Here is a 20,135-nt window from a genome sequence, read left to right on the forward strand (position 1 = left end):
TTATTAGTATTTTTTAAAATCATCTTTTTGTAGACTTTCTAAAATCAGGCTGCGTGTTTTTTCGCGTAAAGCGCGTTTATCAGCTTGCTTTAAATCTCCGGTATTTATAAAATTTAAAATTTTTACCCGCATTTTTCCCGGACTGCAATTAAAAAAAGAATACGAAAAGCGCTTTTTGTTATCATAAAAAACCATTGGCACCACAGGAATTTTATGCTCAATGGCCAATCTAAAAGCGCCATCTTTAAAACTGTCTAAAACAAGACTCAAATCGTCCGGCACGCCGCCTTCCGGAAAAATACAAATGCTGTTACCTTGTTTTAACCTTCTCTGCGCGCGGTAAAAAACATCCTGCCTGCTTTTGGTATTTTTTCTGTCTACCAAAATACACGTGCGTTTATAGAAAAAACCAAAAACAGGAAATTTTGCCAACTCTTTTTTTCCTACAAAAACAAAGGGTTTTTTAACTATAGCCAACATAAGCATAATATCTGCCATAGAAGTGTGGTTGGCAACCAGCATATAACTTTTTTGAGGTTGCAAACGCTGTAATCGTTTTACAATAGGGTAAAAACCCATTCCGTAAAGTATAATTTTAGCCCATAAACGCGCTAACTTAAAGAAAAACGGATAAAATTTTTCGCGTAAGGTGCTTACCAACAATAACGGAAACAATACTATAATTGGCACCGCAACTAAAATATAGAACCACATTCTATAAAGAAGTATAAAAAAAGCTTTAATCCATTTCATATAACACCAAAAGTAACAAATTGTATTTATCAAATTCTATAAAACAATTACCTTTACAAAAAATTTTTACAGATGTCTAGAATACTTACCGGCGTACAAAGCACGGGCACCCCACATTTAGGAAATTTATTGGGCGCTATTATTCCTGCTATAGAAATGGCTAACGATGCCAGCAACGAGTCGTTTTTATTTATTGCCAACCTACATACTTTAACCCAGATAAAAGACGCAGCTGTTTTGCAAGAAAACACCTATTCGGTGGCCGCTACGTGGCTGGCATTTGGTTTAGACACCAAAAAATCCGTTTTTTACAGACAAAGTGACGTTCCGCAAACTACCGAATTGACTTGGTATTTAAGCTGCTTTTTTCCGTATCAACGTCTTACTTTGGCACATTCTTTTAAAGACAAAGCAGATAGGTTAGACGATGTAAATGCCGGATTGTTTTCTTACCCAATGCTAATGGCTGCAGATATTTTGTTGTACGATGCAGAATTGGTGCCGGTAGGTAAAGACCAAATGCAACATATAGAAATGACGCGAGATGTAGCGTCTAGATTTCATGCGCAAATGGGCGAAACTTTTGTGATGCCCGAAGGTAAAATTCAAGAAGAAACCAAATACATTCCGGGTACAGACGGACAAAAAATGAGCAAGTCGCGCAGTAATTTTATCAACCTCTTTGAAACCGATAAAAAGCTTAAAAAACAAGTAATGGGCATCCAAACCGATAGCACGCCGTTAGAAGAGCCCAAAAATCCTGACACTTGCAATGTTTACAACCTTTATAAATTGGTAGCAAATAAAGAACAAACCCAAGAAATGCGCGCCAATTATGAAGCCGGCGGTTATGGTTACGGCCACGCCAAAAAAGCTTTGTATGACTTGTTGGTAGAAAAATACGCCCCGCAACGAGAAAAGTTCAATTATTTTATGAACAACAAACAAGAGCTGGATGCTATTTTATTGGAAGGCGCAAAAAAAGCCGGAAAAGTTGCCGATGCAGTTTTAGAACGAGTTCGCGAGAAATTAGGCTATTAATAATTTGGGCGTTGCGGGTTGCAAAAAAGCAACCCGCCGGGCTTTCACTACTCACTTTTTAAAATTTTACCAAATTTTAAAAGAGTTTAAACAAGCCGTTCAATCCCTAACGCAAACTACAAATCGAAACCTAAATTTAATTCTATCATAATAGGAAACCAATTGCCGTTTCCTTTTCCGTCAAAATAATAAAAAGTACCTACATCAAAAAGTAAGTGAAAGTTGCCGTAGTTGCGTTGTATTCCGCAAATACAAAATAATGCATAAGAATAAAACGTGTTTTTTCATGCTTTGCTTTCCGTTGCTCATTTTTTGGAATTACAATATAGCAGCAAATTCTCATTTTTGTTGATAAAAAATCAAATCACTTCAAAGAGTTTCCCCGGCAAAGGCCTTAGTACGCCTTTTAATTCTAGGTTAAGTAGAATAGGATTTAATTTAAAAGTAGGCATTTCACAAGCTAAAGCCAACTGGTCTATTTCAGCTTTGCCCAAATCTTTTAGCTTATCGTAAATTATTTGTTCTTCTTCGGTAAACGCTACAAATAAAGTGGGTTGTGGTTTTGGTTTGTCTTCTATATCCCAATTTAGTTGGTAAACCAAGTCTTCAATTCCGCTAAGTAAACGCGCTTGGTGTGTTTTTATAAGATGGTTACAACCTTTGCTCATCTGGTCGGTTAATCTTCCGGGAACGGCAAAAACTTCTCTATTATAACTGTTGGCAATATCTGCGGTAACCAAAGAGCCGCCTTTTGCAGCGCTTTCTACAACTATTGTAGCCTCGCTAATGCCGGCAACTATACGGTTTCTACGTAAAAAATTATTGCGGTCAAAGGTGGCATTACTCCAAAAATCTGTCATAAAACCACCGTTATCTTCTACTTGTCGCACGTATTTATTATGCACTTTAGGATAAATCTGGTTTAGTCCGTGCGCCATACAGGCTATGGTTTGCAATTGATTTTCGGTAGCGGCTTTGTGGGCGGCAATATCTATTCCGTAAGCAAAACCAGAAACAATTACCGGGTTTAAAAAAGCCAGTTCCTTTATTAATTCCTGACAAAAAGCAATACCTTGATTGGTGGCTTTTCTTGTGCCCACAATACTAATTATCCGCTTGTTTTCTAAATTTATATTGCCACGTTTAAACAGCAATAAAGGTGCATCTATACAATTTTTTAAATGCTGCGGATAATCGGTATCTTCAAAATAAGAAACCGCTATATCGTTTTCTTGTATAAACTGCAGCTCTTCTTCGGCCAATTTTATTAAATGTGAATTTTGCAAATCTTTTACACGTGATTTGCCAATACCTTCTATAGCCGAAAGTTTTGCGGGACTTGCTTTTAAAACAGCTCCGGCACTACCAAAAGAGCGTATTAATTTTTTGGCGGTAATATCGCCAATATTGGGTGCTCGTTGCAAAGCCAGCGTATAAATTAAATCTTGGTTGGTCATTAGTTGATAAATAGAACGTTAAATGTACTTAAAATTATTTGTTAATAAAATAGGCCGCGAAATTTAGCTTTCAACCTAAAAATAATTTAACTTTGTGTTTAATGAAGGTAGAACAATACATACAAGACCTGCTATATCGCTACGATTGTGTAGTGATTCCTGAATTTGGCGCATTTTTAACGCATAGAAAATCGGCACGTATTTTAGAAGACGGTAAAGCTTTTTATCCGCCTAGAAAAGTGGTTTCTTTTAACCACCAACTTACCGAAAATGATGGAATCTTAATAAACTATATTGCCAGTGTAGAAAAGATTACCTACCAAGAAGCAATGCTAAAGCTCAGGCAGTTTACCAAACAATTATTCCACTCTTTGCACCAAGATAAAAAAGTGGTTTTCGAAAATATTGGTAGCTTTTCTTTAGAAGAAGACAAGGTGTTGTTTCAACCAAAAGAAAACCAAAATTACCTTCCAGAAAGTTTTGGGTTAAGCAATTTTACAGCTCAACCGCAAACCGCTCAAACAACAGCCAAAGTTATTTCCGTAAAGGAAAAAGAAACTGCTATTGCGCAAGAAACCAATACCAAAACAAGACCGCTTTATTGGCGTTATGCAGCAATTGGTGCGGTTGCCATTGGTATTGCCGGTTTTTTATCTGCCAACTGGTATAGCAACGAAGTTAAAAACCATAACTTGGTAGAGCAGCAAAAAGCAGCACAAGAAGTAGAGCAAAAAATACAGCACGCCACTTTTAGTATAACCAATCCGTTACCGGAAATTACTTTTAAAGCGCCAAGTCCGGCTGTAGGAAAATACCATATTGTAGCCGGCGCATTTCGTCAAAAAGAAAATGCCGATAAAAAACTACAGCAATTACAAGCAGAAGGTTTTAAGGCAAAAGCTATTGGCACTAATAAATACGGTTTGCACCAAATTATTTACAGTAGTTATACCGGCCGTTTAGAAGCTTTGCAAGCTTTACGGAAAATTAAAAACACACAAAACGCCCAAGCCTGGTTATTGGTAAAAGAATTATAATACTAATAACATTTCTATTGGGAACAAATTTTATCTTTGCCAAAAAAATTTGATGGAAGCAAAACACCCACAAGACTCTAGAACTGTGATGACAGATTTGGTTTTACCAAGTGAGACCAATCCTTTAAAAAACCTTTTTGGCGGCGAGTTATTGGCTAGAATGGATCGCGCGGCAAGTATTGCAGCAAGACGACACAGTAGGAGAATTGTGGTAACGGTTTCTGTAAACCATGTAGCTTTTAAAAAGACCGTGCCATTGGGTAGCGTTGTTACTGTAGAAGCCAGTATTTCTAGGGCTTTTAACAGCTCTATGGAAGTAGTAATTGATGTTTGGATAGAAGATCGAGAAAGCGGAATACGCTCTAGAGCAAACGATGCTATTTATACCTTTGTAGCCGTAGACGAAAGCGGCTCTCCCGTGCCGGTACCACCAATAGAACCGCAAACAGATTTAGAAAAAGAGCGGTTTGATGCAGCTTTGCGCCGCAAGCAACTCAGCTTGGTTTTAGCAGGAAAAATGAAACCGCAGGAAGCTACAGAATTAAAAGCTCTTTTTATGGAGTAGGCTTCTAAAAGTCCTTTATCTTTAACTACAAAAAAGGAGAGGTTTTAGACTAATCCGCTCTTAACAAAACACATAAGCTTTTCTTAAATAAAAGTCAAACTATCTTATTTCTTGTTTAAAGCAAGCTTTTCTTTCTAAATTTAACAAAAGAGCTTTAGAGTAGAGCATTAATTTTTAATGTTCTACAGCTTCTATAGTTGAATTTAAAATTTTGCTTGCAATGCTTCATATTTCAGACTTTTCGGAAAAATCTATTCAAAAAATCCTGACTACGCTTCGAGAAGAAAACGCTGTTAATTGTGAACTTCCAGGCGATGGTTGGATGCACGTAGAAAATAATTTACCCTACCTTATTATTTACCGACAAATAGACGAAGAAACCGGCATAAAAAAAATGATAAACAGTGGCGGCTCTTATCTTATTATAGGTAAAGATAAATTTGAAGGCTACCAAGAATTTCTTAAACAGCTTTCGCACCAGCGAGCTACAAGGTTCGGTTCGTATATGCTTTTTGAAATGTACCTGGGCAAAAAAGATAGCAGGAAATTTGTTATTAAAGGTCCGGCAGACAGAATTACAAGCACCTTACAATTATTAGACGAAGAATTAAAAAAATCTACCAACCTATCAGAAGATTTAAAGTTAACCGCAGATATACAAGATACCAAACATAGACAAGCGCCAAATACAAAAGCCTTAATGAGCATAGACGAAGCTAAAAAAACAGGAGCTTTGTTGGTAGGTTTAGAAATTCCCCCGGTTTTTAAAGACGAGGAATACGGTATTTTCCCGTTGTTTTTTAGAAAATTCAGAGATTTTTTAATTCCGGCTGTACAACGCGCGGTGTATGATTTCATTCGGGTACAAACCAAAGATCCCGTAAAAAGTTACTATGCTCTGGGACGTCAAAGTTTAAAACAATTGGTTTTTGATATCGATAAAGAATTGTCTGCCATTGGCCAATCTTTTCAGTTTTTATGGTTGGTGGCGCCGGTAAATATTCAAAATATCAAAAAGACATTTTTTGACAGCAATTACCAAAAAGTGGTAGATTACCATTATCGGTTGCTTCCTATAGATCCTTCTTTGCTAAAACGCCGTTTATATAATTTACGCATAGACGAAATTAACGATCCGGCAATGAATTATATTTTTAACGAAAAACGCGAAGAGCTGGATAAACAAATAACTATGTTGAACGAGCGCGGCAGTAAAAACTTTTTTTACAACAGTATTCGTCTTTTCAAAGGTGTAGATAATGAACTTTGCGTTCAAGCTCAGGATATTTTAGATAAAGTGCCGCCGGAAGAAGTAACCAACAAAGAAGATATGTGCGATGCGCACTATTTTCACGATTTAGCGCATAAAGAGTTTAATTACTTTAAAGAACAAGATAGCAATTTTGATTGTAAAGTGCATTTGCGCGACGACGTTAATATTATGATGGTTTCTAACGGCGAGTTATATATCCCGAACAATTATACAATGAGCGCCAAAGAAGCCAAAGCCTTAGTACAACACGAGGTGGGCACACACGTTCTTACTTATTACAATGGTAGAAGCCAGCCGTTGCAGCAGCTAAGTGTTGGACTTGCAGATTATGAATTCCTACAAGAAGGAATGGCAGTAATGGCCGAATATTTAATTGGCGGTCTTACCGCAAACAGATTGCGCACCTTAGCCGGACGTGTAATTGCCGGACAAGCTTTGATAGATGGTGGCGGTTTTCAAGAAATTTTTAGGCTACTCCATCAAGAAAAAGATTTCTCTGCAGATATGGCGTTTAATATTACCTCCAGAATTATGCAAGGCGGCGGTTTTATAAAAGATATTATTTACTTAAAAGGCTTGATAGAATTACGCCATTATCTAGAAGATGACGGAGAATACGAACCGCTGGTAACCGGCAAATTTGCCTTAAAACACCTAAATGTTATTCAAGAACTTACACAAAGAAATGTATTAAAAACCCCGCGATTAAAGCCTAGTTATTTAACCAATCCGGATGCCAAAAAAAGATTACAACTAATCCGAGACGGCTTGCCCATCTCACAAATGATAACCCCATGAAAATTTGTTTTGTATTAAACGACGTAGAAAAAGAATGCTACAATTCTTCTGTAGTGTTAATGCATAACGCGCATCAACGTGGCCATACCGTTTTAATGATGGATGTTGGCGGGTTTAACTTTAACCATGATAAACCCCTAAGCGTAAAAGCGGTACAAGTACCTAAATCTATAAAAACAAAATCTGCCAAAAAATTTATAAATGAGCTAAATAAAGCCAATCTAAAAAAGAAAAAAGTGAGTTCTAAAGAATTAGATGTGCTTTTTTTACGGAACAATCCTACCGAAGAAATAGAAAGACAATGGGCAGAACATGCGGGTATCGCTTTCGGGAAAATGATGCAGCAAGAAGGCGTATTGGTTTTAAACGATGCCTACGCGCTATCTCATGCATTTATAGATAAATTATATTTTGAAGAATTGCCTTCTTCCATAAAGCCAAACTCTATTATTACCAGAAAAAAAGAGGAAATTTTGAACTTTTGGGAAGAACAAAACAAAAATATGGTCTTAAAACCTTTAGAAGGCTCTGGTGGTAAAGACGTTTATCTTATAGATAAAAACGAAAAAAACCTTAATCAAATTATAGAAACGATCTTAGACCAAGGTTATGTTATTGCGCAAGAATATTTGCCGGAAGCCAAAGAAGGAGATGTAAGAATTTTATTGATGAATGGAAAACTGATAGAAAGAGACGGCAAATACTCTATGGTTAGACGTAAAATGGGAAAAGGCGAGTTTAGAAGCAATTTTAATCAAGGCGCGACGGCAGAAGCGGTAGAGCTTACAAAAGAATTTCAAAAGATTATAGAAGTTACCGCGCCACAATTAATTCAGGATGGGTTGTTTTTTGTAGGGTTAGATGTGGTAAAAGACAAATTGATTGAAATTAACGTGCTGAGTCCGGGTGGCTTAGACCATTTTCACGAAATAGATTACCCAGATTTCGCAGACGAAATAATAGATGCCATAGAAAGAAAATTAAATTACAAAGAAATGTACGGCTACCGCTTGTCTAACAAAGTGTTGGCTACAATGCATTAAAAATTTAAACAGTTGATTTATGAAAGATGAAGTTTCCAGAATAATAGGTAAATACACTTCCGGTAAAGCCGGACCTTTACTACTTATAAGCGGTGGTATACACGGTAATGAACCAAGTGGGGTTATTGCTTTGCAAAAGGTTTTTAAAGAATTAGAAAAAACCAAACCTACCATAAATGGTATTTTACTTGGCATAGCGGGTAACAAAAAAGCATTAAACAAAGAGCAACGCTATATAGACGAAGATCTAAACCGGGTGTGGACAAAAGAAAAGATGCAAAACAACAAAGCAAACACCCACGAAGAAAAAGAGCGGGAAGAAATTTTACAACTTCTTAAAGATTATCCGGCGCAAGATTATAACAAGCGTTATTTTATGGATTGTCACACTACCTCATCAGATAGTTTGCCGTATCTTTCTGTACAAGATGTAAACGATAACGATTCTTGGTCCAAAAACTTCCCAACCTATATTGTACGCGGATTCAGCGATATAATTACCGGAGATTTTGACCATTATTTAAGCAGGTCCGGCTTTACCGGTTTTGTTTTTGAAGCCGGCGAACACGAAAGCAAAACTGCTGTAGAAAATCAAGAAGGTATGATTTGGCTTTGTTTAAAAGAAGCTTGTAATTTAGATTTATCGCAACTATCCTGTTACCCGGAATGTGTAGAAAATTTTAAAGATAAAAACGCTCCACCACAAAAGGTTTTTGATATTGCCTACCGCCACGGACTCGAAAACAAAGACGAGTTTAAGATGGAGCCCGGATTTCAAAATTTCCAAGAAATTGAAAAAGGACAGCTCCTGGCAATTCAAAACGGAGAGGAAATAAGAAGTAAATGGAATGCCCGCATATTTATGCCTTTATACCAAGCGCAGGGCAATGATGGTTTTTTTGTGATTAAAGAGGTAAAAGCTTAGAAAGTTAAAAATGCTTTCCGAAATTTGCGGTTTAAAACCTTTTTAAGATTTGGCCAAAACCTCAAAAGTTTCTTTTAAAGAAATCAATAAAATAGCTATTCCCGCTATAATTGCAGGAATTGCAGAACCGCTTATTTCCTTGACTGATATTGCTGTTATTGGAAATGTGCAAGAAAACTCGGTAGAAGCTTTGGCAGCTGCGGGAATTGTTGGCTCTTTTCTTTCGGCTATTATTTGGATTGTCGCGCAAACTAAAACTGCCATTTCAGCTATTATTTCACAGCACTTGGGCGCCGGCCGTTTGCACGCTGTAAAAACGCTTGTTCCGCAAGCAATTTTTTTTAACTTTCTACTTAGTCTGGCCATTTACGGTACGACAGCTTTTTTTGCAGAAAGTATTTTTAGTGCTTATAACGCCGAAGGTTTAATCTTAAATTACACACAAGAATATTATACGATTCGCGCAATTGGTTATCCGCTAACCTTGATAACCTTTGCTATATTCGGGGTTTTTCGCGGACTCCAAAATACGCTTTGGGCAATGAAATGCAGCTTAGCAGGTGCGTTTGTAAATGTGGGTTTAGATTTTTTATTGGTTTATGGCGTAGAAGGTTTTATACCGCCAATGCATTTGGCCGGCGCCGCGTATGCCAGTGTTGCCGCACAAGCCACAATGCTTATAATGGCGCTTTATTTTTTCTTTAAAAAAACACCATTTCATTTAAAACTGAGTTTTAGTATAAATCCGCAACTCAAGCCTTTATTGCTAATGGCTGCTAATTTATTTGTGCGCACGGCCGCTTTAAATTTTGCTATTTATCTGGCCAATGCGTATGCTACAGATTATGGTAAAAATTATATTGCCGCACAAAGTATTTTAATGAATATTTGGTTGTTCTTTTCCTTTTTTATAGATGGTTATGCCAACGCCGGCAATGCCATTGGCGGACGTTTATTGGGCGCTAAAGATTATAACAGATTATGGCTTTTAAGTAAAGATATTAGCAAATATGCTGTTTTTATCGCGTTAATTTTAATAGCTCTTTGCGGAATTTTTTATGACGAAATTGGCTTGTTGTTTAATAAAGATGTAGGGGTTCTTGCTTTATTCAGTACGGTTTTTTGGGTGGTTTTATTAATGCAACCCATCAATGCGATTGCTTTTATGTTTGACGGAATTTTTAAAGGCTTGGGAGAAGCTAAATACCTAAGGAATGTATTACTGGCCGCCACTTTTCTTGGTTTCACACCAACTTTATTAATAGCCGATTATTTTGGGCTAAAACTCTATGCCATTTGGCTCGGCTTTTTTGTCTGGATGCTAATCCGAAGCAGCACTCTGGTTATTCGGTTTAGACAAAAGTACTTAAACAAAACTATGTAAAACCTTCACAACGCTTTAACAGCTGTCTTGTTTTATTTGCTGCGAATTTCCTGTATTTTTAAACAGAAAATAGCAGTAACGATTATGGAGAATAGAAAAGGCTTTTTATTTAAAACTTTTGAGCCGGAACATACCACGCCTTTCGAAAAACTTTTTGAAATTTTTAAAGAGTTAATCACCCATACTTCGGGAGATTTTGACGAAGCTATTGATTGGATGCGGGAATTGGACAAAGAGTACAAACTCACTACAGAAGATTATACCATAGACGATTTTATTGAAGATTTAATTAAAAAAGGTTACATCCAGCAACGCATAGAACCAGACGGTAAAGGTGGCGGAATGAAAATTACCTCGAAAACAGAACAAGCTTTACGCCAGCGTGCCTTGAACCAGATATTTGGTAAAATGCGTAAAAGTGCCAGCGGAAACCATAAAACCAAACACACCGGAAAATCAGATGACGCTACCGGAGAAATGCGCGATTACCAATATGGCGATGCTTTGGATAAAATTTCGATGACTGAAAGTTTAAAAAATGCACAAATTAATAGCGGTTTAGATAATTTTAATTTAACCGAAAAAGATTTGGTGGTAGAAGACAGCACGCACAAAGCTCAAATGAGTACGGTCTTGATGATAGATATTAGCCATAGTATGGTTTTATACGGTGAAGACCGCATCACTCCGGCAAAAAAAGTTGCCATGGCTTTAGCCGAATTGATTATTACCAGATACCCGAAAGACAGCTTAGATGTTATTGTTTTTGGTAACGATGCCTGGCCAATAAAAATTAAAGATTTGCCGTATTTACAAGTTGGTCCTTTTCATACCAATACCGTGGCCGGTTTGCAATTGGCTATGGATATTTTGCGCCGTAAACGCAACGCCAACAAACAAATTTTTATGATTACAGATGGTAAACCCAGTTGTTTACGTTTAAAAGATGGTTCGTATTACAAAAACTCGATGGGTTTAGATCCGCATATCACGCAAAAATGTTACAATATGGCGGCACAAGCAAGAAAGTTGAATATTCCCATAACCACCTTTATGATAGCCAGCGACCCGTATTTGCAACAATTTGTAGAACAATTTTCAGAATCTAACCAAGGCAAAGCGTTTTACACTGGTTTAGATAATTTGGGAGAAATGATTTTTGAAGATTATGAAACCAATAGAAAAAAGAGAATACGCTAAGAAAAGCTGCTATTATTATTGTGAAGATAAATAAAGAAAATTATTTCGGTCTCGATGGGATAAAAATTCAGAAATTATCTCGATTGGAGCCGAAAGTGATAAAAAATAAATAACGCGCAAGGGATTGAGCGATTTGTTGAAGCTCTCCCGATGCGATAGCAATCGGGAAGCGACTCGCGAAAGCCCGACCCTCTGGGTTGCGCCCAAGAAATATAACAAACATGAAAACAACAGACATAAAAACTTTTGGAGCTCTTAAAAAAAACGGCTATCAACCTAAAAGTATTAAAGAAGAGCTGCGCCAAAACCTTATTGAAAAAATAAAAAACAAAGAGACGGTTTTTGAAGGTATTCACGGCTACGAACATACGGTGATTCCAGAGCTGGAACGCGCTATTCTTTCTAAGCACAATATTAATTTATTGGGCTTACGCGGACAAGCGAAAACCCGATTGGCGCGTTTGATGGTGCAATTATTAGATGAATATATTCCGGTGGTGGAAGGTTCTGAAATTAACGACGACCCTTTTAAGCCAATATCACGTTATGCCAGAGAATTACTTAATGACAAAGGCGACGAGACGCCAATTACCTGGTTGCACCGCGAAGAGCGTTTTGCCGAAAAATTAGCAACGCCAGATGTGAGCGTAGCAGATTTAATTGGCGATGTAGACCCTATAAAAGCCGCCAACCTTAAACTGAGTTATGCCGACGATCGTGTAATTCACTTTGGTATGATTCCGCGTGCCAATCGTTGCATTTTTGTGATTAACGAGTTGCCGGATTTGCAAGCCAGAATTCAAGTTGCGTTGTTTAATATTTTGCAGGAAGGCGATATTCAAATACGCGGTTTTAAACTACGAATGCCATTAGATTTACAGTTTGTTTTTACCGCCAACCCAGAAGATTATACCAACCGCGGTAGTATTGTTACACCGTTAAAAGATAGAATTGGTTCGCAAATTTTAACGCATTATCCTAAAAACATCGAAACCGCCAAAAAAATTACCGCCCAGGAAAGTAATTTGGAAGAAGCGCAGAAAAATCATATTCAGGTGCCAGATCTGGCCAAAGAACTTTTAGAGCAAATTGGTTTTGAAGCGCGCGAAAGTGAATATATAGATAGTAAAAGTGGTATTAGCGCACGAATGAGTATTACTGCTTTTCAAAATTTGATAAGCGCCGCAGAGCGCCGGAGCTTAAAAATTGGCGAAGAGGAAAGTTTAGTGCGTTTTTCTGATTTTATGGGAATTATTCCTGCTATTACGGGAAAAGTAGAATTGCTTTACGAAGGCGAGCAAGAAGGTGCTCATTTTGTAGCTAATCATCTTATAGAAAATGCGGTAAAAACCGTGTTTCCTACTTTGTTTCCTGAAATTAAAAAGTTGCAAAAGAAAGAAGATGCCACTCCTTACGATGCTTTAATTACCTGGTTTTTTGAAAACGACGGCATAGACCTAGACGATGATTTAAGCAGCGAAGAATACCAAGAAAAATTAGATAAGGTAGAACCGCTTAAAGCTTTGGTGCAAAAATACCATCCGGATCTTGCCCCGAAAGAACGTTATTTTATGATGGAATTTGTGTTATGGGGCTTGGTTGCCTATCAACAACTAAGCAAACACAGGTATAACGAAGGCTTGCAGTTTCAAGATATGTATGGTAGTTTTTTAAAGAACTTGTAAAAAAAAGAAAATTCAAAAACAGAAACTTAGCTTTTAGGTTTCTGTTTTTTTAACAATTATAAATTTACTATCTTAAACCTATAATTTAGAAACTATGTATTTTCTTTTTTTCCAAACTGAAATTCCGAGACCGGAAGACACAAAACCCGGCCAGGAATACGGCTTATTTACTTTTCAAGAGTTTATAATTGCCAATTGGGGTTATATTAGCATTGTGCTTATTGTTGCGCTTATAGTTTTATTGTACACCCGAAGCAAAAAACGCCCAAAACGCGACCAGTAATTTTTTGGGAAGTTTTAAAATGGAGAAAACTACTGCAACCCCTATTTATTTTATTGTAGGCGCCGGACGTTCCGGTAGCACGCTATTGCAATTAATGCTAGACGCGCATCCCAATACCGTTGCGCCAGTAGAGTCTAGGTTTATTATTTTTTTGTACGAAAAATATGCATCGGTGAAAAATTGGACGCAAGAAAAGTTAACACAATTCTACACCGATTTATTCTACGATGAAAAAATTTACTATTTATGGGAATTAGATAAAAAACAACTTCAAAAAGATATACTCTCCCAACCGGAAAACACCAACTTTGGCAACTTATGCAAAATTGTTTTTAAAAATTATATTTCCTTTTTTAAAAAGAAAAAAGCCAAAGTTATTGTAGATAAAAACCCGATTAATTCTCTTTTTATTCCGTGGCTTTTAAAGGTTTTTCCTAACGCAAAATTTATTCATTTAATTCGCGATCCGCGTGCCAGTTGTTATTCGCATATAAAAGCCGGGATGCAACCCAATCCCTTGGCAGCAGCTTTAATGTGGCGCGATTATAACAAAGCTATAGAAAAAAGCAAACAGAAGCATCCCGAACGTTTTAAAACCGTATTTTATGAAGATTTGGTTAAAAATCCTAATTTAGTTTTAACAGAATTAACTACTTTTTTAAATATTGATTTTAAGGAAGAGTTGTTACAGTTTAACCAGCATTTTAAAAGCGATTTTATCAATAAATTAAAAACCGCTAAACAATCGGAGAAAAGCTTAAAACAACAATTGTTTCATAAATACCACAACAACCTTCAAAAACCTATTAGCGATAAATATATAAACAGTTGGCAAACAAAATTGACCGCAAAAAACATTCAGGTTATAGAAGAAATATGCAACTCTTTAATGCAGCATTATAACTATTCTTTTTCTACAAAAAATTCGCAAAAAAATTATAGCTCACAATTACCAATGCACTACTTTAAAAAATTTCTTATAAAATTTTATTATGCTGCCCCACTTTCTTTACGGCTCTTTTATACACACAAAATAAACAGTAATTTAAAACCAAAATTGTTCTTTTCTATCAGAGATCAGCAAGAAAAATAAACCTTAACGCGTTTTCAACCACCCGGTAATACTCAAACGTTTATTATTTAATACCGGTTTTACCTCATGTTCTAAAAGCTGACTTTCAAAAATTACTATTTTTCCCGGTAACGGATCTATAATTTCCTCCTTGTCATCTTTTGTATAAATTACCAATTCGCCACCATTGCTGTCTTGCCACAAAGCATCGTTTAGATAGCAAACCACAGAGAGTTTACGGCGCTCATCGTTTTGAAAAGTATCTAAATGCCGCTTATAAAAAGTATCTTTCGGGTAAACCGCATAATGAAACTCTTTTTGCAAAATACCCATAAAACAGGTTTTATTAAGGTAATCTACCAAAGTATTTATCTTATTAAAATACAAACTTTCGGCAGTATTGGCGCGTTGTTCGTCTATCCATAAAATAAAATCGCCACGAATAGATTTTATTACCTCTTCGTTGACTTTATTGCCTATGGCAGATTTTTTAAACGCATTTTCTTGATAATGCTCTAATAAACTTCCGCGCAAAGCGACAACTTCGTTTGGGTTAAAAAAATCTTCTACAATGCTGTAGTGCTTTTCTCCCAAATCTGCAATTATGCGTTCGTACAGCTCGTTTACCTGGTAATGTAGCTGCTCAAAAATTTCAAGATCTTTCAATTTCTAAAAAAAGTGCGGCAAATTTACAACAAAATCTAAAATCACATCCTAGTAAGAACTATAATTTAAACACAATTTTAATCCGTAACTTTGCAACGACTAAAAACCAATAGTGTGGATATTTTACAATTTTTAAGCGGCAACGGCATTTTTGTCTTATTGGCAGTAGTCTTAATTGCCGTGGTATTTTACAACAACTTTAAAAATAGATGAGCAAGATTCGTATAACCAAGCAATTTAATTTTGAAACCGGCCACGCTCTTTACGGCTACGACGGCAAATGCCAAAACGTACACGGCCACAGCTACAAATTGAGCGTTTGCGTTATTGGTCAACCCATAGAAGACCCCAATAATGTAAAATACGGAATGGTAATAGATTTTGGCGATTTAAAAAAAATTGTCAAAACAGAAATTGTAGATAAATTTGACCACGCCACTGTTTTTAACAAAAACACCCCGCACTTAGAATTGGCCAACGAGCTAAAAAAGCGCAACCACAAGGTTATTCTAGTAGATTACCAGCCAACCTCTGAGCAGATGGTTATAGATTTTGCCCAAAAAATACAAGCCCGTTTGCCAGAACGCATAAAACTTTTTTCTATAAAATTACAAGAAACCGAAACCAGTTTTGCAGAGTGGTACGCTACAGATAATTAGGGCGTTACCCTACGGGTCGGGCTTTCACTACTCGCTTCCCAAGTGCTATCGCCTTGGGAGAGCTCAAACAAACCGTTCAATCCCTAACGCAAAAAATTGTCTCTAAAAAATAAATACCTTTACAGATCACAACTAAGATTATGAATATTGCTTCCGGTAAAAAAGTTTATTTCTCTAGCGATAACCATTTGGGTGCCCCAACCCCCGAAGAAAGCAAACCGCGCGAAGAAAAGTTTGTAGAGTGGTTAAGCAGCATAGAAAAAGATGCCGCAGCCATTTTTCTCTTAGGAGATCTATTTGATTTTTGGTTTGAATACAAACACGTTGTTCCCAAAGGTTTTGTGCGTGTTTTAGGCAAATTGGCGCAATTACGCGACAGCGGTATACCCATTTATTTCTTTGTTGGCAACCACGATTTATGGATGGACGATTATTTTGAAAAAGAACTCAACATTCCCGTTTACCACCAACCCCAAGAGTTTACCTTTAACAACAAGCAATTTTTAATAGGCCACGGAGATGGTTTAGGCCCCGGAGATAAAGGCTATAAACGCATGAAAAAAGTGTTTACCAATCCGTTTTCAAAATGGTTGTACCGTTGGTTGCATCCAGATATTGGTGTGCCACTTGCCAAGCATCTTTCAGTAAAAAATAAATTGATTTCGGGCGATGAAGACGCCAAATTTCTAGGCGAAGAAAACGAATGGCTTGCGCAATACGCCAAACGTAAATTAGAACAAAAACACTACGATTATTTTGTATTTGGCCACCGGCATTTACCCATGAAAATTAAAGTAGGAGAAAATTCTACCTATTTTAACCTAGGCGATTGGATTACACATTACACCTACGGAATTTTTGATGGTGAAGAATTTAGACTGGAAGCGTTTTAGTTAAAGGAATATTTTTCAAAAACTATTTTTTCTACTTCTCCTTATTTTTACCACCAATATACCTTCCTAAAAAGTACGCTACCAAAAGTGGTATCATTACAAAGGCGGTATAATCTTGCCACCAATTTTGATTATAAGCCAAAATGGCAAATGCGGCCATACTTGCTATCGCTAAAAAATCTGGAAAAGGTTCTTTCATAATTTAGTTGTATAGAGAAATATAATAATTCTTCAAATATACAAAACACAGATTTTTAAAGTTTCTAATTATATACTGAAATTAGAGTTTTATAAACTTCACAGTTATAGTTCAATACCTACGAGGTTTTAGAAACCTCGCAGGAGAAATGGTTTTTCGCTTATCTGTAAGATTTTTCCCAAGCTTGTAGATTTTCTTGAGTAAAACTGTATAAGGCAAAGTAAGCATTTACAATTTTATCTGAAATAAGGTTTTAACGTAAATCTTTTAATTTTAATTGCAGAGACACATTCCCATTCCAATGGTTTTCGTCTATATTATAAAGTGCATCAAAAGTGGGTTGTTCTTTTATTCTGTCTAATCTGTCTCCCAAACCAAAACCTATGGCGTTAATAAACTGCTGATTCTGTTCTTGTTTTACCGTGCATTTTAAATGTTGCGCATCTGTCCCAACTGGTTTGGCATAACCGGTATCTTTTAAATTTCTACTCAAAAATAATGGCGCCATATTACCCGGACCAAAAGGCGCAAATTGCTTTAAAATACGATAAAATTTTGGCGTTATTTCGTTTAAATCTATTTCTAAGTCGGCTGTAATTTCTGGCGTCAAAAGACGTTTATCTATACTTTCTGCTACTACTTGCTCAAACTTTTCTTTAAAAGATTCGTAGTTTTTTTGTTCTAATGTTAAACCGGCTGCATATTTATGACCGCCAAATTGCTCGATGTGTTCGGTACAAGCTTCTAAAGCATTATACACATCAAAGCCTTTTACAGAACGTGCAGAAGCCGCCAACTTTTCGCCGCTTTTGGTAAATACCAAGGTTGGTCGGTAATAGGTTTCGGTAAGTCGCGAAGCTACTATTCCAATTACGCCTTTGTGCCAATTTTCTTGGTAAACTACGGTGGTAAAACGTTCTTGTTCTTTGGTTTCCTTTATTATTTGCAAGGCTTCTTCGGTAATACTTTTATCGGTATCGCGCCTATCGGTGTTAAATTGTTCTATTTCTTGCGCATAAATTAGCGCTTGTTCCAAATTTTCTTCGGTGAGTAATTGTACGGCGTGCAAACCGTGTTTCATACGGCCGGCGGCGTTTATGCGTGGGGCGATAATAAAAACCACATCGGTAATGGTTAAACTTTCTTTTTTGGTTTGGGCTATAATGGCTTTAAATCCATTCCGCGGAAGCGTATTTATAACGTGTAAACCGTGGTAAGCTAAAATTCTGTTTTCTCCGGTAATGGGTACGATGTCTGCGCCAATGGCTGTGGCCACCAAATCTAAATACGGCAACAAGGTTTCTACCGTATTTCCTCTTTTTTCTTCAATAGCTTGTATTAATTTAAAACCAACGCCACAACCGCACAACTCTTTATAAGGATAATTGCAGTCTTCTTGTTTTGGATCTAAAACCGCAACCGCTTCCGGAATTTTTTCTCCTGGCCGGTGGTGGTCACAAATAATAAAATCGATGTTTTTTTCTGCGGCATAAGCCACTTTATCTACCGCTTTTATTCCGCAATCTAAAGCAATAATTAAACTAATATCGTTATCGGCGGCAAAATCTATTCCTTGGTAAGAAACGCCGTAACCTTCTGCATATCTGTCCGGTATATACGAAGCTATTTGCGGGGTTCTGGTTTTGAGGTAAGAAGACATCAAGGCAACGCTGGTGGTGCCATCTACATCATAATCTCCGTAAACCATAATATTTTCTTCTTCGTGAATAGCAGTTTCTATGCGGTTTACGGCTTGCTGCATTCCTTTCATCAAAAAAGGGTTGTGCAAGTGATTGATGTCCGGTCTAAAAAAGTTTTTGGCTGCTTCAAAAGTTTTGATGCCACGCTGTACGAGCAAACTGGCAATGGGTTTTTCTACGCCCAAAACTTCTTGTAGGTGTTTTACTTTGTCAGATTCCGGTAAAGCTTTTAGGTTCCAGCGCATTTGTAATAAAATAAATAGCTAAGGTTAAGTAAATTTTCTGAAATGAAATTTATCAAATATACTGGAACTAAGCGTAATTTTGGGAATAAAATTAAACATGAAGTTGAAATTGAAAATTCAGTAAAAAACTTTTTTACAATTTCGCGTGGCTTATTTTTCTACAAAATCCTATCTTCGAATTATGGCAAAAGAACTCAGCATACGCTACAAAAACACCTTACGGCATTTACTGTTTTTGTTACTAGGTTTTATAGGATTAATCATTGGCTTGGTTACGTATTATATTACCGCCAATTTTCTTTATTTCTATCTGGTGATTTTTGCCAATCTTTTAATTGTTTATGTACTTTTTAAATCGCAAACCCGCAAAAACAAAGTGGTTTACGATGCGGTTTTTGTAAAATACCGTATAAATGAACAACCTACAGAGCGAATAAAAATAGGCCAAATTAATAATTTAAAACGTATAGATAAAGGAATAAAAGTGCAAATAGCTTCAGATTGGAAAGAAATAAATCTGCGCGATTACTCTAAAGAATCTGTAGATAAGTTTTATGCTTTACTGGCCAGCTTTTTAAAATAAATTACTTTTTACCGGCCACCACCACTACCAATTCACCTTTTGGGGCTTTTTGGGTAAAATGATTTTCTACTTCTTTTAAGCTTCCGCGGATTGTTTCTTCGTGCATTTTAGAAATTTCGCGAGAAACCGAAACTTGCCGATCTTCGCCAAAGTATTTTGAAAAGTGCCCCAAGGTTTTTAATAATTTGTGCGGCGACTCGTAAAATAACATCGTTCTGGTTTCTTCTGCCAAAAATAATAAACGGGTTTGCCTGCCTTTTTTTACCGGTAAAAAGCCTTCAAACACAAATTTATCATTTGGTAAGCCGCTGTTTACCAAAGCCGGCACAAATGCTGTTGCGCCCGGCAAACAATCTACTTCCAAGTTGTTTTCTACACAAGCGCGCGTAAGCAAAAAACCGGGATCGGAAATTGCCGGCGTTCCGGCATCGCTAATCAAAGCGGCGGTTTCACCATTTTTAATCCGATTTATAATCAAGTCTAGCGTTTTATGCTCGTTATGCATATGGTGGCTGTGCATTGGCGTTTCAATTTCATAATGTTTTAGCAGTTTTCCGCTGGTACGTGTATCTTCTGCCAAGATAAAATCTACTTTTTTCAAAACGCGTACGGCCCTAAAGGTCATATCTTCCAAATTACCAATTGGCGTTGGCACGATAAATAATTTTGCCATA

General features: G+C 36.7%; 20 protein-coding genes. 14 read left to right on the forward strand and 6 right to left on the reverse strand.

Annotated features, from left to right (window positions below):
• Nucleotides 1-3: 3 nt before the first annotated feature.
• Entirely contained in the window at nucleotides 4-753 is a 750-nt protein-coding gene (locus tag FKR84_RS01290; protein WP_141420373.1) for a lysophospholipid acyltransferase family protein, read from the reverse strand.
• Between the two features lie 72 nt (nucleotides 754-825).
• On the opposite strand from FKR84_RS01290, the gene trpS reads away from it, so the two are divergent.
• Nucleotides 826-1,794, forward strand: a complete 969-nt coding sequence (gene trpS, locus FKR84_RS01295; protein WP_141420374.1) for a tryptophan--tRNA ligase — start codon at nucleotides 826-828, stop codon at nucleotides 1,792-1,794.
• A 359-nt stretch (nucleotides 1,795-2,153) separates the two neighbouring features.
• Here trpS and dprA read toward each other — a convergent pair whose 3' ends face one another.
• On the reverse strand, nucleotides 2,154-3,251 hold the full coding sequence (gene dprA, locus FKR84_RS01300; RefSeq protein WP_141420375.1) for a DNA-processing protein DprA: 1,098 nt from the start codon (nucleotides 3,249-3,251) through the stop codon (nucleotides 2,154-2,156).
• Nucleotides 3,252-3,352: 101 nt separating this feature from the next.
• Here dprA and FKR84_RS01305 point away from each other — a divergent pair, with 101 nt between their 5' ends.
• The 10 genes from FKR84_RS01305 to FKR84_RS01350 all read left to right on the forward strand — a co-directional run bounded on the left by FKR84_RS01305 (nucleotide 3,353) and on the right by FKR84_RS01350 (nucleotide 14,537).
• Nucleotides 3,353-4,288: an HU domain-containing protein gene (locus FKR84_RS01305; protein ID WP_141420376.1), complete on the forward strand. Its 936-nt coding sequence runs from the start codon at nucleotides 3,353-3,355 to the stop codon at nucleotides 4,286-4,288.
• Nucleotides 4,289-4,340: 52 nt separating this feature from the next.
• A complete protein-coding gene (locus tag FKR84_RS01310; protein ID WP_141420377.1) occupies nucleotides 4,341-4,853 on the forward strand; it encodes an acyl-CoA thioesterase in 513 nt (170 codons plus the stop codon).
• A 220-nt stretch (nucleotides 4,854-5,073) separates the two neighbouring features.
• Nucleotides 5,074-6,924, forward strand: a complete 1,851-nt coding sequence (locus FKR84_RS01315; RefSeq protein WP_141420378.1) for a flavohemoglobin expression-modulating QEGLA motif protein — start codon at nucleotides 5,074-5,076, stop codon at nucleotides 6,922-6,924.
• Complete coding sequence (locus FKR84_RS01320) at nucleotides 6,921-7,967, forward strand: glutathione synthetase (protein ID WP_141420379.1); 1,047 nt, start codon at nucleotides 6,921-6,923, stop codon at nucleotides 7,965-7,967. The genes FKR84_RS01315 and FKR84_RS01320 overlap by 4 nt, the downstream gene beginning before the upstream one ends.
• A 19-nt stretch (nucleotides 7,968-7,986) precedes the next feature.
• Nucleotides 7,987-8,892, forward strand: coding sequence for a M14 family metallopeptidase (locus FKR84_RS01325; protein WP_141420380.1), 906 nt, complete (start codon nucleotides 7,987-7,989; stop codon nucleotides 8,890-8,892).
• 49 nt (nucleotides 8,893-8,941) lie between these two features.
• On the forward strand, nucleotides 8,942-10,276 hold the full coding sequence (locus FKR84_RS01330) for an MATE family efflux transporter (protein ID WP_141420381.1): 1,335 nt from the start codon (nucleotides 8,942-8,944) through the stop codon (nucleotides 10,274-10,276).
• 84 nt (nucleotides 10,277-10,360) lie between these two features.
• Nucleotides 10,361-11,476 (forward strand): vWA domain-containing protein, encoded by a 1,116-nt coding sequence (locus tag FKR84_RS01335; protein ID WP_141420382.1) that lies wholly within the window; start codon nucleotides 10,361-10,363, stop codon nucleotides 11,474-11,476.
• A gap of 221 nt (nucleotides 11,477-11,697) precedes the next feature.
• The gene (locus FKR84_RS01340; RefSeq protein WP_141420383.1) at nucleotides 11,698-13,161 is read left to right on the forward strand and encodes a magnesium chelatase; all 1,464 of its coding nucleotides are present in this window, start codon (nucleotides 11,698-11,700) and stop codon (nucleotides 13,159-13,161) included.
• A 94-nt stretch (nucleotides 13,162-13,255) separates the two neighbouring features.
• Nucleotides 13,256-13,444 (forward strand): hypothetical protein, encoded by a 189-nt coding sequence (locus FKR84_RS01345; protein WP_141420384.1) that lies wholly within the window; start codon nucleotides 13,256-13,258, stop codon nucleotides 13,442-13,444.
• A 4-nt stretch (nucleotides 13,445-13,448) separates the two neighbouring features.
• The gene (locus FKR84_RS01350) at nucleotides 13,449-14,537 is read left to right on the forward strand and encodes a sulfotransferase family protein (protein WP_233357620.1); all 1,089 of its coding nucleotides are present in this window, start codon (nucleotides 13,449-13,451) and stop codon (nucleotides 14,535-14,537) included.
• Nucleotides 14,538-14,540: 3 nt separating this feature from the next.
• Here FKR84_RS01350 and FKR84_RS01355 read toward each other — a convergent pair whose 3' ends face one another.
• Nucleotides 14,541-15,182: a 2OG-Fe(II) oxygenase gene (locus tag FKR84_RS01355; RefSeq protein ID WP_141420386.1), complete on the reverse strand. Its 642-nt coding sequence runs from the start codon at nucleotides 15,180-15,182 to the stop codon at nucleotides 14,541-14,543.
• A 209-nt stretch (nucleotides 15,183-15,391) separates the two neighbouring features.
• On the opposite strand from FKR84_RS01355, the gene FKR84_RS01360 reads away from it, so the two are divergent.
• Together FKR84_RS01360 and FKR84_RS01365 are read left to right on the forward strand one after the other, a co-directional pair.
• Nucleotides 15,392-15,841, forward strand: coding sequence for a 6-pyruvoyl trahydropterin synthase family protein (locus FKR84_RS01360; RefSeq protein ID WP_141420387.1), 450 nt, complete (start codon nucleotides 15,392-15,394; stop codon nucleotides 15,839-15,841).
• Between the two features lie 140 nt (nucleotides 15,842-15,981).
• A complete protein-coding gene (locus FKR84_RS01365) occupies nucleotides 15,982-16,734 on the forward strand; it encodes a UDP-2,3-diacylglucosamine diphosphatase (protein WP_141420388.1) in 753 nt (250 codons plus the stop codon).
• Nucleotides 16,735-16,765: 31 nt separating this feature from the next.
• On the opposite strand, the gene FKR84_RS13265 is transcribed toward FKR84_RS01365, so the two are convergent.
• The gene (locus tag FKR84_RS13265) at nucleotides 16,766-16,933 is read right to left on the reverse strand and encodes a hypothetical protein (RefSeq protein WP_233357621.1); all 168 of its coding nucleotides are present in this window, start codon (nucleotides 16,931-16,933) and stop codon (nucleotides 16,766-16,768) included.
• Nucleotides 16,934-17,186: 253 nt separating this feature from the next.
• The gene (gene recJ / locus FKR84_RS01370; protein ID WP_141420389.1) at nucleotides 17,187-18,878 is read right to left on the reverse strand and encodes a single-stranded-DNA-specific exonuclease RecJ; all 1,692 of its coding nucleotides are present in this window, start codon (nucleotides 18,876-18,878) and stop codon (nucleotides 17,187-17,189) included.
• A 181-nt stretch (nucleotides 18,879-19,059) separates the two neighbouring features.
• On the opposite strand from recJ, the gene FKR84_RS01375 reads away from it, so the two are divergent.
• Nucleotides 19,060-19,461, forward strand: a complete 402-nt coding sequence (locus tag FKR84_RS01375; RefSeq protein WP_141420390.1) for a hypothetical protein — start codon at nucleotides 19,060-19,062, stop codon at nucleotides 19,459-19,461.
• A gap of 1 nt (nucleotide 19,462) precedes the next feature.
• Here FKR84_RS01375 and rsmI read toward each other — a convergent pair whose 3' ends face one another.
• Entirely contained in the window at nucleotides 19,463-20,134 is a 672-nt protein-coding gene (gene rsmI / locus FKR84_RS01380; RefSeq protein ID WP_141420391.1) for a 16S rRNA (cytidine(1402)-2'-O)-methyltransferase, read from the reverse strand.
• Nucleotide 20,135 lies beyond the last annotated feature (1 nt).

The organism is Haloflavibacter putidus (assembly GCF_006546625.1).
In the GTDB taxonomy this organism is placed as follows: Bacteria; Bacteroidota; Bacteroidia; order Flavobacteriales; family Flavobacteriaceae; genus Mesonia; species Mesonia putida.